Genomic DNA, 14,178 nt, shown 5'->3' with positions numbered 1-14,178 from the left:
CATTATAATGTTGTCAAATCTTCAGACTTGCAACATTTTTGTGGTTGACTAGATTGGGTAAATATTGAATATCCAATAGTAGGATATAAACATTGATAGTATTGCAATAAGACCAAAAACAATCCAAAATCCTTTTTGCATTCCTTTGTTGGAATCAACAAAATACAAGCAGTATGCGATGACACCACCTGAAGTGACTCCAATTACGATTACGCGAAGAAAGTTTAGTTGCAATCCGAATGCATCGAGCAACAAGGGAAACCCTAATGTTGATGCTAAGATTCCAAACATCACTATAAATGAACTTTTGAATGAAAAACGTGTTATGGAACTTGTCTTCTTTTCTGCTTTTCTTCTTGCCATATTGACTCCTTCTAATTAAAAGGTCTTGCTCAATGCAAGACCTTTTAAGCATTTATTGTATTTATTATTTACCTTGTTCTTCAGCAACCAATGAGTTGTCATAGATTTTGTAGAATGGTAAGTACATTAGAGTAGCAATGATAATTAGAACGATGCTAAGTACAGCTGCTCTCCAATCAAATCCTGTAGCCATGTAAGCACCGATTGGTCCAGGCAATGTCCATGGCGCAATTTGTGTTACTTGGTTTACAAATCCCCATTTTGTTGCGAACCATGCAATTGTACCAAGTACAAGTGGTGTTACGACAAATGGAATCATTAAGACAGGGTTCATAACAACAGGTGTACCGAACATTAATGGTTCGTTGATGTTGAATAAAGCAGGAACGAATACTGTTTTACCTAATGATTTTGAGAATGCTGATTTACCAACAATAAGCATTGATAATGCAAGTCCGATTGTTGCTCCTGATCCACCGATGTAGATGAACCATTGGAAGAAAGGCTCAGCTGCAATAGCTGGTAATGCTTGCCCTGCTTCTAAAGCAATTTGGTTGTTTTCTAATAACACAACCCAGATTGGACGTGCGATGTTTCCGACGATTGATGCACCGTGGATACCAAATACCCAGAAGAATGAGTTCAAGAATGTTTGAATCATTACTGAAGCGTAGCTGTCAGCTGCTGAGATAAGTGGTGATACTAATTGAGCAATAAATGTATGCCAGTTAAAGCCTAACCAGTAAGTAATTGATCCGAAAAGGATTAATACGATTGTTGTTGGGAATAAAGCTTCAAATGAACGTGCAACTGATGGGGGCACTTGTTCTGGCATTGAAATTTTAATTCCTGAACGGTCTGTAAATCTGAAGATTTCAACTGCTAACATTGATGTAAGGATTGCTACGAACATTCCTCCACCACCAAGGTTTGCCATTGGTAATACCCAGCCAGCGACTCCTGCATTTAAAGTTGCAGGAACGTTTACAGGTGTGAAAGTTAGTAAGAATGCAAGCGTACCTAAGATACCACCTGACAATCCGTCTAAGTCATATGACTCAGCTAAGCTGAAGCCAATACCAAATGTTGCATATAATGCCATGATTCCCATTGATAAACGGTAAGGCAATACGATGTTTGCAGCATTTTCTTTCAAGAAAATTTGAATTCCCCAGTCTGCAGGGAAAGGTAAGTTTCCTCCAATAATTAAGAAGAACGAACCGACGATGATGATTGGCAATGTAGCAACCATTCCGTCACGAATTGCTCGCAAATGTCTCTGGTTTGCAAGTTTCGTCATTGGACCACCAAGTTTTTGGTCCATGAAATTTGTTAAAGCTTCCATATTCTCTCCTCTCGATACATGCATGTATCAACAGTATTAGTTTACTCATTTATGTAAGCGATGTCAACGATATTTCACTCATTCACACATTCGGATGAAATATTATTACTCGTACGCCATTTCTTGTCATTTTTTATCGAAAATAATCAACAGGGGTAAAGGAAAAGCTATCCGAAGATAGCTTTTGAATCGAATATTAAACGAATTCGATGATTGCCATTGGAGCAGCATCACCACGACGCATTTCAGTTTTGATTACGCGTGTGTATCCACCTTGACGATCAGCATATTTTGGTCCGATTTCATCAAAGAGTTTTTGCAAAGCTGTTTGGCCTGTTTTCTCGTCAGCTACAACGTTAAATACGATACGAGCTGCTTGACGACGTGCGTGAAGATCACCACGTTTTGCAAGTGTTACGAGTTTGTCAGCTACTGAACGAAGTTCTTTAGCTTTCATTTCTGTTGTTTCAATACGTCCTGAGACGATTAAACTTGTTGAAAGGTTACGAAGTAACGCTTTACGATGAGCGGCGTCACGACCTAATTTACGGTTTCTCATTCTATATCCTCCTATTCAAATGATTTAAAGCCTAGTCCAAGATCATGGAGTTTGTCTTTAACTTCTTTTAATGACTTTTTACCCAGGTTACGGATACGCATCATTTCATCCTCTGATTTGAGTGTTAACTCTTCAACAGTTTGGATTCCTGCACGTTTGAGGCAGTTATATGAACGTACTGATAGATCGAGATCTTCGATCATCATTGTGGACATAGGGTTTTCTACACCTGATACATCAGGGCGAATTACTGACTCACTTTCGTAAACTGAATCTTTGATTGCTACGATTTGTTCCAAGTGATCCATTAAGATTTTTGAACCTAATGAAAGCGCAACTTGAGGTTGTACTGCTCCATTTGTCCAAATTTCCATAATTAAACGATCATACTTTGAATCTTGACCAACGCGTGTTGGCTCGACAAGATATTTAACTCTTTCGATTGGAGTATAAATAGAATCTGTGAAAATCGTGCCAATCCCTTGGGATGCGTTTTGATAGATTAGTTTGTTCTCATCGGAACTAACATAACCACGACCATTACGAGCTTTCAGTTCCATTTCTAAAACAGCACCTTCAGCTAATGTAGCGATAATGTGATCTTTATTCAAGATTTCCACATTTGTTGGGCATTCAATGTCAGCTGCGGTTACAACCTTTGGACCTTTTTGTGATATACGAAGTGTATATACTTCGTCATCTGCAATATTGATTACAAGGTCTTTTACATTTAAAACAATACCAGTTACATCTTCTCCGACTCCAGCAATTGATGTGAACTCATGGTAAACACCTTCAATTTTAATTGAATAAACTGCTGCGCCTGGTAGTGATGAAAGAAGTACGCGTCTTAAGGCATTTCCGATTGTATTTCCGAACCCTCTTTCGAGAGGCTCGATTACAAACTTACCGTAATTTGCTGTTTCATCGAATTCTTTAACTTCAAATTTCGCACGTTCAAACTTGTTCATCTATGAATACCTCCTGGTTTTTTTACTAGTTTAAAAATTTTATCCACGTGGACGTTTTGGTGGACGGCATCCGTTATGTGGAACTGGAGTAACGTCGTTAATTACGCTAATCTCAAGACCAGCAACTTGTAATGCACGAACTGCTGACTCACGTCCAGGACCAGGTCCTTTAACACTTACTTCTACAGTTTTCATTCCATGATCAACTGCCGCTCTTGCTGCTGCTTCTGAAGCCATTTGAGCTGCATATGGTGTTGACTTACGTGAACCCTTAAATCCAAGAGCCCCAGCACTTGACCAAGCGAGAACATTTCCTTGTTCATCCGAAATTGTAACGATTGTGTTGTTAAATGTCGAATGGATATGTGCAACTCCGCGAGCTATATTCTTGCGGACACGGCGTTTACGTGTAACTTTTTGCTTTGCCATTATGATTTCCTCCTACTTAATTATTTTTTCTTGTTCGCAACTGTACGACGAGGTCCTTTACGTGTACGTGCATTTGTTTTTGTACGTTGTCCACGAACTGGTAATCCACGACGGTGGCGAATTCCACGGAAGCTTCCGATTTCCATGAGACGTTTGATGTTAAGGTTTACTTCACGACGAAGATCCCCTTCAACTTTGATTTGTTCTACTTCACGACGAATTGCGTTAACTTGATCTTCAGTTAGATCTTTAACACGGATGTTCTCATCAATGTTTGTTTTCGCTAAGATTTCTTGTGATGTTGGTAAACCAACTCCGTAGATATATGTTAATGAGACAACTACACGTTTGTTACGTGGAATGTCAATTCCTGCTATACGAGCCATTAATATGACGTCCTCCTATCCTTGTCTTTGTTTGTGTTTTGGATTTTCACAAATTATCATTACTCTACCATTGCGTCGAATAACTCTACATTTTTCACACATTGGTTTTACAGATGGTCTTACTTTCATAGTATATCCTCCTAAAACTATCTATTTATGTCTAAATGTAATGCGCCCACGTGATAAATCGTAAGGCGAAATCTCAACAGTCACGCGGTCTCCCGGTAAAATGCGAATGTAGTGCATACGGATTTTACCAGATACGTGAGCTAAAATTTCATGACCATTACTGAGTTCCACCTTAAACATTGCACCTGGCAATGTATCAAGTACTACTCCATCTACTTCAATTACGTTTTCTTTGCTCATGAGTGTTTATATGCCTCCTTTGTTCGAGTGAGAATTTCAAATTCATTCTCTAGAATTAGTACAGTATGTTCAAAATGAGCCGTCAACGATCGATCTGCGGAAACCACATTCCAACCATCTTCAAGCACTTCTGTTTTACTTGTACCAACTTGAACCATTGGTTCAATAGCGATAACCATATTTTTTCTAAGTAATGCACCTTTTCCAGGTACCCCTACATTAGGGACATAAGGAGCTTCATGCATTGATGTTCCTAAGCCATGTCCTGAATATTCAACAGGTAAACCATAACCATGTGGTGTAACAACGCTCATAACTGCATGACCGATATCACCAACACGATTTCCCGCAATTGCAGCTTCAATACCTGCAAAAAGGGATGCTTCCGAAACTTCCAATAGATGTTTGGTTTCATCACTAATTTGTCCGACTGGATATGTCCACGCATGATCACTATAGTATCCTTTGTAAACAGCTCCAACGTCAATCGTAATGATATCTCCATCTTTGAGAATTACATCCGAACTAGGGATTCCATGAACTAATACTTCGTTCACTGAAGCACATATGGATCCGGTAAATCCTTCATAACCAAGAAACGCTGGTGTTGCACCCTGACTTATTATATACGCGTGTGCCAAATCGTCAAGATGTTTTGTCGAAACGCCTGGCTTAATAGCCTGACGAACAACCTCTTGTGCTTCGAAAGCGATACGACCTGCTTCACGCATTAAGTCTAATTCACGTTCAGACTTGGTTGTAATCATTTAACCGCCTCCAAAATGTTTCTAATTTCATTCATAACTGCTTCAGCATCTTGAGATGCATCAATGTCACGAACTAAGCCTTTTTCTCTGAAATATTCGATTGAAGGCTCTGTTTGTTTTGTATATTCTTCAAAGCGTACTGCTAGTTTCTCTTCTGTATCATCTGATCGTTGATACAGTTCTCCACCATCAATGTCGCATACATTTTCGACTTTAGATGGTTTGTAGTGAATATTGTATATTGCACCACATGTTTTGCAGAGACGACGTCCTGTAATTCGTTTTACAAGTGTATCGTAATTAACTTGTAGATTGATAACGAGATCGATTGGTTTTCCAATTTCACGAGCCATTTCTTCTACAGCGTTTGCTTGATGTAAGTTACGTGGATAACCATCTAAGAGATATCCATTTACTGTATCATCTTGCATAATACGCTCTTTAACCATACGATCAGTAACATCATCAGGTACTAAGTTACCATTATCCAAGTATGTTTTTGCTTCTAAACCTACAGGTGTTCCGTTCGCAATTGCAGAACGGAACATATCACCTGTAGAGATATGAGCAATGCCAAACTCTTCAACGATTTTCGCTGACATTGTTCCTTTACCGCTACCAGCAGGACCCATAATTAATAAATTCATAGTTCCTCCTATCGGCTGAATAAACCTTTATATGAACGTTCAGTTAAACGTCCTTTTAATTCTTTAACAGTTTCAAGTGCTACCCCAACAACGATGATGATACCAGTCCCGCCAATAGCTGTTGATGCAGGAATTCTGCCATCAGTAATCATTGGTAAGATATGTGGTAATACAGCGATAAATGTTAAGAATAATGCACCTAGCACAGTAATTCGATTTAATATTGTACTAATGTAATTCTTAGTATCTTTCCCTGGGCGAACCCCTGGAATGTAAGAATTATTTTTTGCAAAGTCTTCTGAGATTTTCTCAGGATCAACTTGCAAGTGAGTGTAGAAGAATGTGAATGCGATTGTAAGTACAGCATAAATTGCAAGACCCACTGGATGAGATGTTACAAAGTATGTTGACAAGAATTGATAGACACTTCCTTGATTTACCCAACTTAATGCAATAATCGGTGCTTGCATGATTGCTCCTGCAAAGATAACCGGAATAACACTCGCTGAGTTAATCATTAGTGGTAAGTGGTTCATTCCTTTTCCACGCATCGTTCCGCCAGCACTTGAAGTGTATTGGATTGATATTTTACGAACGGCACCGCTCATAAAAGTTACCAAGATGATAATTGCAATAAATGATATAACGTAAAGTGTAAACCATAACCATCCTAAGCTTCCACCATTTGTAACCATTGCGTTAAACGCACTGACAAATGAATTTGGCATTGCAGATACAATACCAGCAAAGATAATTAATGAAGTACCATTACCAACACCTTTGGTAGTGATTTGATCAGCTATCCAAAGTAAGAACATAGTTCCCGCTGTCATGACCGTTCCCATAAAGAAATAGTCGGCAGGAGTTGTACTCAATAAGATTCCATATTGAGAATTAAATACGTATAAAATACCAATTGCTTGCACATATGCCAATACCACACCTAAATAACGCGTAATACGATCAAGTTGTTGTTTTCCACTTTGACCGGATTTTGTTAATTCAGTGAGATAAGGTATAACGTCCATCGCTAATAATTGAACGATAATTGATGCTGTGATGTATGGCCCCACTCCAAGCGAAAAAATTGATAACGACTGAAGCAGTCCACCACCAAGAATATTCATCATTCCAACTAAGTTGTTAGACTCTAATGCAGATACCATCCCTGAAAGCTTAACGCTATCAACGTTAGGAACAGGTACAACTGTTCCTAAACGATAAAGTAATAGCATCGCAAGTGTGAAAATGATTCTTATTCTGATTTCTTTGTTTTTGAATAAATCAGTGATAAATCTCATTAGATCACCTCTGCTTTTCCACCCATTTTTTCGATAATTTCAACTGCTGATTTTGAGAATACATTAGCTTTAACAACTAATTTTTTCTCTAATTCACCTTGGCCTAAGATTTTTACGCCATCAAGTGTTTTGTTGATAATACGTTTTTCTAATAACATTTCAATTGTAACTTCTGTACCATCTTCAAATACGTTTAATGATGATACGTTAACAATTGCGTGCTCTACACGGTTAACGTTTTTAAATCCACGTTTTGGAATACGTTTGAATAATGGTGTTTGTCCACCTTCGAACCCTAAAGCAACTCCACCGCCACTACGTGCGTTTTGTCCTTTGTGTCCTTTACCCGCTGTTTTTCCATTTCCTGATCCGTGTCCACGACCGATACGTTTACGATCTTGGCGTGCACCTTCATTGTATTTTAATTCATGTAGTTTCATAAAGGTCCCCTTCCTATCGTACGTCTTGGACTTTAATTTCGCGTAATTTCGCTACTTCGTCTACAGTTGTCATTGATTCTAAAGCATCAAATGTTGCACGAACCATGTTGATTGGTGTGCGTGATCCGATACATTTTGTAAGAACGTCAGTAACTCCTGCTAACTCCATAACGTCACGGATTGCTCCACCAGCGATAACACCAGTACCTTCGATAGCTGGACGTACAAAGACTTCTCCTGCTCCAAATTTACCTGTGTTTGTATGTGGTAAGCTTCCGTTTACAAGTTTAACATTGATTAAGTTTTTCTTAGCTGCTTCAACACCCTTACGGATTGCATCTGGAACTTCGTTTGCTTTACCTGTTCCAAATCCTACGCGGCCTTTTTTATCACCAACTACGACTAGAGCTGCAAAGCGGAAACGACGACCACCTTTAACAACCTTAGTAACACGATTGATGACAACAACACGTTCTTCGAATTCTTGTTCGCGTGCTTCTCTTCTAGGTTTACGATTCATCATGCGCCTCCTTATTAAAATTCTAGTCCGGCTTCACGAGCTGCTTCTGCAACTGCCTGAACACGTCCATGATAGATATATCCACCACGGTCAAATACTACAGTAGTAATGCCTTTGTCTTTAGCAAGTTTTGCAACTTCTGCACCGACTTTTTTAGCTGCTTCGATGTTTCCACCGTTTTCAAGTTTAAGAGCTACTGATCCTGTAGCAACAAGAGTTGTATTAGCTACATCGTCAATAATTTGTACCGCAATGTGTGTATTTGAACGATACACGCTAAGACGTGGGCGTTCTTGCGTTCCACTGACTTTACGACGAACGCGTGCATGACGACGAACACGTTCCTGATTTCTAGATAATTTTTTTGCCATAATTCAATTTCTCCTTTCCCACTATTTCTTAGCTGCAGTTTTACCCTCTTTACGACGGATAACTTCATTTTTGTATTTAATACCTTTACCGAGGTAAGGTTCTGGTTTACGAGTTGCGCGAACGTTTGCTGCGAATTCTCCTACCATTTGTTTGTCAATTCCACTAACAACGATTGATGTTGCTGATGGTACTTCAACTTCTAGTCCTTCTGTTACATCGAACTCGATTGGATGTGAGTATCCAACATTCAAGACTAATGTATTCCCTGACTTAGATGCACGATACCCGATACCAACAAGGTCAAGTTCTTTTTTAAAGCCTTCGTGAACACCTTCGATCATGTTGTTTAACAATGAACGTGTAGTTCCGTGAATCTGTTTTACTAATTTTGTATCATTCGGACGAATAACGTTGATTTCGCCTTCAGCGATTTCGATTGTGTAAAGTTCATTGAACTGACGTGTTAAAGTTCCTTTAGGACCTTTAACTGTCACCTCATTACCAGCCTTTACTTCGACTTCAACGCCAGCCGGAATGGTAATCGTTTTATTTCCGATACGTGACATAGTGTGTCTCCTCTCTTACCAAACGTAAGCTAACACTTCTCCACCAACATGTTTTTGGCGAGCTTGTTTATCTGTTAGCAATCCGTCTGATGTTGTGATGATTGCGATTCCGAGTCCATTAAGAACACGTGGCACTTCATTCACTTTTGCATAAACGCGTTTTCCAGGTTTTGAGATACGTTTTAATCCGCTGATTACTCGTTCTCCATTTGCACCATATTTTAGTACAACTGTGATTGATTGTTTGTATCCCTCACCATTGATGAGGAAGTCACGAATAAAACCTTCTTCTTTTAAAATTCTTACGATTTCTACTTTTTCTTTACTTGCAGGAATTTCAACAATATCGTGTTTCGCTTGAACAGCGTTACGAATACGTGTTAATAAATCCGCAATTGGATCTGTTACATACATGAAAAGTTCCTCCTTGCTACCAGCTAGCCTTACGTACGCCTGGAATTTGCCCTTTATGAGCTAATTCACGGAAACGAATACGTGACATACCATATTTACGTAAATATCCACGAGGACGGCCATCGACTTTATCGCGATTATGTAAACGAACTGGTGAAGCATCACGTGGTAATTTTTGTAACCCGATGTAATCACCTTCAGCTTTTAATGCTGCACGTTTTTCGGCATAGCGAGCAACAACTTCTTGACGTTGCATTTCACGAGCAATCTTTGATTTTTTAGCCATTAGTTACCCTCCTTCTTAAAAGGCATTCCTAACTCTTTCAATAGAGCGTATCCTTCTTCATCTGTTTTAGCTGTGGTAACAATAGTGATATCCATACCACGAACTTTATTAATTTTATCATAATCAATTTCTGGGAAGATTAATTGTTCTTTAACACCCATTGTGTAGTTTCCACGTCCATCGAATGATCCACCGTTAATTCCACGGAAGTCACGAACACGAGGAAGTGCAACTTTGATTAATTTTTCTAAGAAATCATGCATTTTGTCGCCACGTAAAGTAACTTTAACACCGATTGGCATTCCTTCACGCAACTTAAAGTTAGCGATTGATTTTTTAGCTTTTGTAACTACAGGTTTTTGTCCTGTAATCATTTCCATGTCAGCAACTGCATCGTCGATTGCTTTCGCATTATTGATAGCTTCTCCGACACCCATGTTGACAACGATTTTTTCAAGTTTTGGAACTTGCATTACTGAAGTATAGTTAAATTGTTTAACTAAAGTTCCAACTACTTCTGTTTTGTATTGTTCTTTTAATTTCATTTAGCTATACCTCCTTATTTAACTACGCTGCCTGATTTTTTGTAGACGCGTACTTTCTTACCTTTTTCTTCTTTGAATCCTACACGGCTAGCTGCTTTAGCTTTAGCATCGTATAGCATTACGTTTGAAACATGAATCCATGCTTCTTGTTCAATGATTCCACCATCTGGATTCATTTGAGTTGGTTTCATATGTTTCTTAACTAAGTTAACACCTTCGATTTTGACTTTGTCAGTTTTAGGACTTGCTTCAATGACATCGCCGATGGTTCCTTTATATGATCCAGTGATAACTTGAACTTTATCGCCACGTTTGATTTTCATAAAAGCCTCCTTATAACACTTCAGGAGCTAATGAGACAATCTTCATGAAGTTTTTTTCACGAAGCTCACGAGCTACTGGTCCAAAGATACGTGTTCCTTTTGGTGTCATATCATCTTTTAAGATAACAACTGCGTTGTCATCAAATTTGATGTATGAACCATTTCCACGACGAACACCGTATTTTGTGCGCACGACAACTGCTTTAACAACGTCACCTTTTTTTACACTTCCACCTGGGATTGCTTCTTTAACTGTACCAACAACGATATCTCCGATGTTTGATGTACGGCGGAAGCTTCCACCTAGTGAACGGATAACTAAGATTTCTTTTGCACCAGTGTTGTCTGCAACTTTACATCTTGATTCATTTTGTATCATCTTGACAACCTCCTACAATACAACAGCTTTTTCGAGTAAACGAATTACACGGAAATGTTTTGTAGCTGATAATGGACGTGTTTCCATAATTTCTACGATATCTCCGACTTTAATTTCATTTTTCTCGTCATGAGCTTTGAATTTTTTTGAATAGTTTACACGTTTTCCATAGAGTGGATGACGTTTTGATGTTTTAACTTCAACGACTACCGTTTTGTCCATTGCATCAGATACAACAGTACCACGGTAAACTTTACGTTTATTTCTTTCCATCGCTTTGTGACCTCCTACTTATTGTCACTAAGCTGACGCTCAGTGATTACTGTTTTGATGCGTGCAATCGTTTTACGGATTTCACGTAAACGAGCAGGGTTCTCAAGTTGACCAATAGCTTGTTGGAAACGTAAGTCAAATAATTCTTCTTTTAATGTGTCGATTTGAACTAATAAATCTGTATTATTAGCTTCACGAATTTCTTTCAATGATGTCATACTTGTTCCTCCTCTCCCTTACGGACGAATCGAGTTTTAACTGCTAACTTGTGTGATGCAAGACGGAACGCTTCACGCGCAACTTCTTCTGGTACACCAGCAACTTCGAACATTACTCGACCTGGTTTAACTACTGCTACCCATCCTTCAGGTGCCCCTTTACCGGAACCCATTCGGACTTCAAGTGGTTTTCTTGTAATTGCTAAGTGAGGGAAAATTTTGATCCAAACTTTTCCGCCACGTTTCATATAACGTGTCATTGCAATACGAGCAGCTTCGATTTGTCTGTTGCTTACGTAGTTTCCTGATTCAGCAACTAAACCATATTCTCCAAAAGCAACTGTACGTCCTGCTTTTGAACGTCCTTCGTATGAAAGACGGTGTGGTTTTCTATATTTAGTACGTTTAGGCATCAACATAACTAATTACCTCCTTGCTCGTCTTTTGATGCTGCTTGAGCATCGTTGCGTTGTGGACGGTTATTTGGGCGACGGTCGTTACGGTCATTGCGACGACGACGTGGTCGATCAAATTTTCCACCTTTTGGTGCTTCTGGTTCTTGTACTAATTGTCCTGGCAATACTTCACCACGGCAGATCCAAACTTTAACACCTAAGATACCGAATTGTGTATTTGCTTCATAGTGAGCATAGTCGATATCAGCACGTAATGTATGGAGTGGTACGATTCCTTCTGAGTATCCCTCAGTACGAGCCATATCAGCTCCACCTAAACGTCCTGAAACAGCAGTTTTAATTCCTTTTGCTCCTGAACGCATTGTACGTTGGATTGTACGTTTTTGTGCAGTTCTGAATGAAGCACGTTGTTCTAATTGCTCAGCAATGTTACGAGCAACAAGATGTGCATCTAAATCAGGGTTTCCAACTTCTAATACTTTAACATTTACTGTGTTTCCTTCTGAAATCTTAGCGATTGCAGCTTTTGTTTTTTCAATGTTTGCTCCGTTAACACCGATTACAACACCTGGGCGGGCTGTACGGATGATAACATCAACACGGTTTTTTGAACGTTCGATTTCTACGCGTGAAACGTATGCATCTTTAAGATTTTTAAAGATGTATTCACGGATTAGTGTGTCTTCGTGGAGAAGGTCTGCGAAATTATTTTCTGCATACCAACGTGATTCCCAATCACGAATAACACCAACGCGCATACCGATCGGATTTACTTTTTGTCCCATTGTGTTTCCTCCCTTACACGCGTTCCGAAACCACGATAGTAATGTGGCTTGTACGCTTCATAATTGGCGCTGCATTCCCCTTGGCACGAGGTCTGAAACGTTTCATTGTCATTCCTTCGTCAGCATAGCATGCTGAGATGAATAATTTTTCTTCTTCTAATTGATGATTGTTTGTAGCGTTAGCAACTGCTGACTTTAAAACTTTCTCAATGATTTTTGATGCGTTATTTGGTGAGTATTTTAGAATTGCTGCTGCATGATCAACATCAAGACCGCGAATTTCGTCTAATACTAAACGCGCTTTACGTGATGTAACACGTACTGTTTTTGCTACTGCTTTAACTTCCATTATTTACGACCCGCCTTTTTATCTGCTGCGTGACCTGTATAACGACGTGTTGGTACAAATTCACCTAATTTGTGTCCTACCATGTCTTCTGATACAAACACTGGAACATGTTCTTTACCATTGTGCACCGCAAACGTATGTTCTACGAATTGAGGGAAAATAGTTGAACGACGTGACCATGTTTTGATAACTTCTTTTTTACCTGATTCATTTAGTTTTTCTACTTTATTCATCAAGTGTAAATCACAAAATGGACCTTTTTTTAAACTACGACTCATTTCTCTTTCCTTCCTTTCGTTTATTTCTCATTACGACGACGAACGATTAGTTTTGTCGAAGATTTCTTAGTGCGACGAGTTTTAACACCCATAGCTTTTTTACCCCATGGAGTCATTGGTGATTTACGTCCAATTGGTGTACGTCCTTCACCACCACCGTGAGGGTGATCAACTGGGTTCATTACAGAACCACGAACTGTTGGGCGAATACCCATGTGACGGCTACGTCCAGCTTTACCAATGTTTACAAGTGAGTGCTCTGAGTTTCCAACTTCACCGATTGTTGCACGGCATGTTGATAAAATCTTACGTACTTCACCTGAAGCAAGTTGAACTGTAACATATTTGTCTTCAACACCAAGAACCTGCGCTGATGTTCCAGCTGAACGCACTAATTGTGCTCCACGTCCTGGTTTTAATTCGATATTGTGAACTGTAGTACCTTCTGGCATTTGTCCAAGTTCTTTAGCGTTACCAACAATGATGTCAGCTTCTGATCCACTAACAACTTTGTCACCAACTTTTAGCCCTTTAGGAGCTAAGATATAACGTTTTTCACCATCAGCATAATTTAATAAAGCAATGTTTGCTGAACGGTTTGGATCGTATTCGATTGTTGCAACAGTTGCAGGAATTGCATCTTTGTTACGTTTGAAATCGATAATACGGTACTGACGTTTGTGTCCTCCACCAATATGACGAGTTGTGATACGACCTAAGTTGTTACGACCACCAGTCTTGATTAATGGAGCTACTAATGAACGCTCAGGGTTGTTTCCTTTAGTTAATGTTTCATTAGCTAAAGTAGTCATCCCACGACGTCCAGGAGTAGTTGGCTTATATTTTTTGATTGCCATTTTAATAATTCCTCCTACGC

General features: G+C 39.2%; 27 protein-coding genes. All 27 read right to left on the bottom strand.

Annotated elements, in window-relative coordinates:
• Positions 1-48: 48 nt before the first annotated feature.
• A complete protein-coding gene (locus GVV22_RS09590) occupies positions 49-363 on the bottom strand; it encodes a hypothetical protein (protein ID WP_159635248.1) in 315 nt (104 codons plus the stop codon).
• A 64-nt stretch (positions 364-427) separates the two neighbouring features.
• On the bottom strand, positions 428-1,708 hold the full coding sequence (locus tag GVV22_RS09585) for a PTS sugar transporter subunit IIC (RefSeq protein WP_159649861.1): 1,281 nt from the start codon (positions 1,706-1,708) through the stop codon (positions 428-430).
• Positions 1,709-1,904: 196 nt separating this feature from the next.
• On the bottom strand, positions 1,905-2,267 hold the full coding sequence (rplQ, locus tag GVV22_RS09580) for a 50S ribosomal protein L17 (RefSeq protein WP_159635254.1): 363 nt from the start codon (positions 2,265-2,267) through the stop codon (positions 1,905-1,907).
• 11 nt (positions 2,268-2,278) lie between these two features.
• Positions 2,279-3,238, bottom strand: a complete 960-nt coding sequence (locus GVV22_RS09575) for a DNA-directed RNA polymerase subunit alpha (RefSeq protein WP_159635257.1) — start codon at positions 3,236-3,238, stop codon at positions 2,279-2,281.
• A gap of 39 nt (positions 3,239-3,277) precedes the next feature.
• Positions 3,278-3,667, bottom strand: a complete 390-nt coding sequence (gene rpsK / locus GVV22_RS09570) for a 30S ribosomal protein S11 (protein ID WP_159635260.1) — start codon at positions 3,665-3,667, stop codon at positions 3,278-3,280.
• A gap of 20 nt (positions 3,668-3,687) precedes the next feature.
• The gene (gene rpsM / locus GVV22_RS09565) at positions 3,688-4,053 is read right to left on the bottom strand and encodes a 30S ribosomal protein S13 (protein WP_159635263.1); all 366 of its coding nucleotides are present in this window, start codon (positions 4,051-4,053) and stop codon (positions 3,688-3,690) included.
• A 15-nt stretch (positions 4,054-4,068) separates the two neighbouring features.
• The gene (gene rpmJ, locus GVV22_RS09560; RefSeq protein WP_016357297.1) at positions 4,069-4,182 is read right to left on the bottom strand and encodes a 50S ribosomal protein L36; all 114 of its coding nucleotides are present in this window, start codon (positions 4,180-4,182) and stop codon (positions 4,069-4,071) included.
• A gap of 21 nt (positions 4,183-4,203) precedes the next feature.
• Positions 4,204-4,422 carry a translation initiation factor IF-1 gene (gene infA, locus GVV22_RS09555; RefSeq protein ID WP_003775226.1) on the bottom strand — a complete coding sequence of 73 codons (219 nt, stop codon included), beginning with the start codon at positions 4,420-4,422 and terminating at the stop codon, positions 4,204-4,206.
• Positions 4,419-5,189, bottom strand: coding sequence for a type I methionyl aminopeptidase (gene map, locus GVV22_RS09550; protein ID WP_159649860.1), 771 nt, complete (start codon positions 5,187-5,189; stop codon positions 4,419-4,421). Before map ends, infA begins: the two co-directional genes overlap by 4 nt.
• A complete protein-coding gene (locus GVV22_RS09545; protein ID WP_159649859.1) occupies positions 5,186-5,836 on the bottom strand; it encodes an adenylate kinase in 651 nt (216 codons plus the stop codon). The genes map and GVV22_RS09545 overlap by 4 nt, the downstream gene beginning before the upstream one ends.
• 8 nt (positions 5,837-5,844) lie before the next feature.
• Positions 5,845-7,137, bottom strand: coding sequence for a preprotein translocase subunit SecY (secY, locus tag GVV22_RS09540; RefSeq protein WP_159635272.1), 1,293 nt, complete (start codon positions 7,135-7,137; stop codon positions 5,845-5,847).
• The gene (gene rplO / locus GVV22_RS09535) at positions 7,137-7,577 is read right to left on the bottom strand and encodes a 50S ribosomal protein L15 (protein WP_159635275.1); all 441 of its coding nucleotides are present in this window, start codon (positions 7,575-7,577) and stop codon (positions 7,137-7,139) included. The genes secY and rplO overlap by 1 nt, the downstream gene beginning before the upstream one ends.
• A gap of 13 nt (positions 7,578-7,590) precedes the next feature.
• Positions 7,591-8,097, bottom strand: coding sequence for a 30S ribosomal protein S5 (rpsE, locus tag GVV22_RS09530; protein ID WP_159635278.1), 507 nt, complete (start codon positions 8,095-8,097; stop codon positions 7,591-7,593).
• A 14-nt stretch (positions 8,098-8,111) separates the two neighbouring features.
• On the bottom strand, positions 8,112-8,468 hold the full coding sequence (rplR, locus tag GVV22_RS09525; protein WP_159649858.1) for a 50S ribosomal protein L18: 357 nt from the start codon (positions 8,466-8,468) through the stop codon (positions 8,112-8,114).
• 21 nt (positions 8,469-8,489) lie between these two features.
• Positions 8,490-9,035, bottom strand: coding sequence for a 50S ribosomal protein L6 (gene rplF, locus GVV22_RS09520; RefSeq protein ID WP_159635284.1), 546 nt, complete (start codon positions 9,033-9,035; stop codon positions 8,490-8,492).
• A 15-nt stretch (positions 9,036-9,050) separates the two neighbouring features.
• The gene (rpsH, locus tag GVV22_RS09515; protein WP_159635287.1) at positions 9,051-9,449 is read right to left on the bottom strand and encodes a 30S ribosomal protein S8; all 399 of its coding nucleotides are present in this window, start codon (positions 9,447-9,449) and stop codon (positions 9,051-9,053) included.
• A 16-nt stretch (positions 9,450-9,465) separates the two neighbouring features.
• On the bottom strand, positions 9,466-9,735 hold the full coding sequence (gene rpsN / locus GVV22_RS09510; protein ID WP_159635290.1) for a 30S ribosomal protein S14: 270 nt from the start codon (positions 9,733-9,735) through the stop codon (positions 9,466-9,468).
• Positions 9,735-10,280, bottom strand: coding sequence for a 50S ribosomal protein L5 (gene rplE, locus GVV22_RS09505; RefSeq protein WP_159649857.1), 546 nt, complete (start codon positions 10,278-10,280; stop codon positions 9,735-9,737). Before rplE ends, rpsN begins: the two co-directional genes overlap by 1 nt.
• 14 nt (positions 10,281-10,294) lie before the next feature.
• Positions 10,295-10,603, bottom strand: a complete 309-nt coding sequence (rplX, locus tag GVV22_RS09500; protein ID WP_159635296.1) for a 50S ribosomal protein L24 — start codon at positions 10,601-10,603, stop codon at positions 10,295-10,297.
• A gap of 10 nt (positions 10,604-10,613) precedes the next feature.
• Complete coding sequence (gene rplN / locus GVV22_RS09495; protein WP_159635299.1) at positions 10,614-10,982, bottom strand: 50S ribosomal protein L14; 369 nt, start codon at positions 10,980-10,982, stop codon at positions 10,614-10,616.
• A 12-nt stretch (positions 10,983-10,994) separates the two neighbouring features.
• The gene (gene rpsQ, locus GVV22_RS09490; RefSeq protein ID WP_159635302.1) at positions 10,995-11,255 is read right to left on the bottom strand and encodes a 30S ribosomal protein S17; all 261 of its coding nucleotides are present in this window, start codon (positions 11,253-11,255) and stop codon (positions 10,995-10,997) included.
• Positions 11,256-11,269: 14 nt separating this feature from the next.
• Entirely contained in the window at positions 11,270-11,473 is a 204-nt protein-coding gene (gene rpmC, locus GVV22_RS09485; protein WP_159635305.1) for a 50S ribosomal protein L29, read from the bottom strand.
• Positions 11,470-11,892 (bottom strand): 50S ribosomal protein L16, encoded by a 423-nt coding sequence (rplP, locus tag GVV22_RS09480; protein ID WP_159635308.1) that lies wholly within the window; start codon positions 11,890-11,892, stop codon positions 11,470-11,472. The genes rpmC and rplP overlap by 4 nt, the downstream gene beginning before the upstream one ends.
• A 2-nt stretch (positions 11,893-11,894) precedes the next feature.
• Complete coding sequence (gene rpsC, locus GVV22_RS09475; protein ID WP_159635311.1) at positions 11,895-12,674, bottom strand: 30S ribosomal protein S3; 780 nt, start codon at positions 12,672-12,674, stop codon at positions 11,895-11,897.
• Positions 12,675-12,687: 13 nt separating this feature from the next.
• Positions 12,688-13,023, bottom strand: a complete 336-nt coding sequence (gene rplV / locus GVV22_RS09470; protein ID WP_159635314.1) for a 50S ribosomal protein L22 — start codon at positions 13,021-13,023, stop codon at positions 12,688-12,690.
• Positions 13,023-13,301: a 30S ribosomal protein S19 gene (gene rpsS, locus GVV22_RS09465; protein WP_159635317.1), complete on the bottom strand. Its 279-nt coding sequence runs from the start codon at positions 13,299-13,301 to the stop codon at positions 13,023-13,025. Before rpsS ends, rplV begins: the two co-directional genes overlap by 1 nt.
• Positions 13,302-13,321: 20 nt before the next feature.
• Positions 13,322-14,158, bottom strand: coding sequence for a 50S ribosomal protein L2 (gene rplB / locus GVV22_RS09460; protein WP_159635320.1), 837 nt, complete (start codon positions 14,156-14,158; stop codon positions 13,322-13,324).
• Positions 14,159-14,178: the final 20 nt, after the last annotated feature.

Source organism: Erysipelothrix aquatica, from assembly GCF_009828825.1.
Classification (GTDB): Bacteria; Bacillota_I; Bacilli_A; order Erysipelotrichales; family Erysipelotrichaceae; genus Erysipelothrix; species Erysipelothrix aquatica_A.
This window is presented reverse-complemented; position numbering and strand designations above follow the sequence as displayed.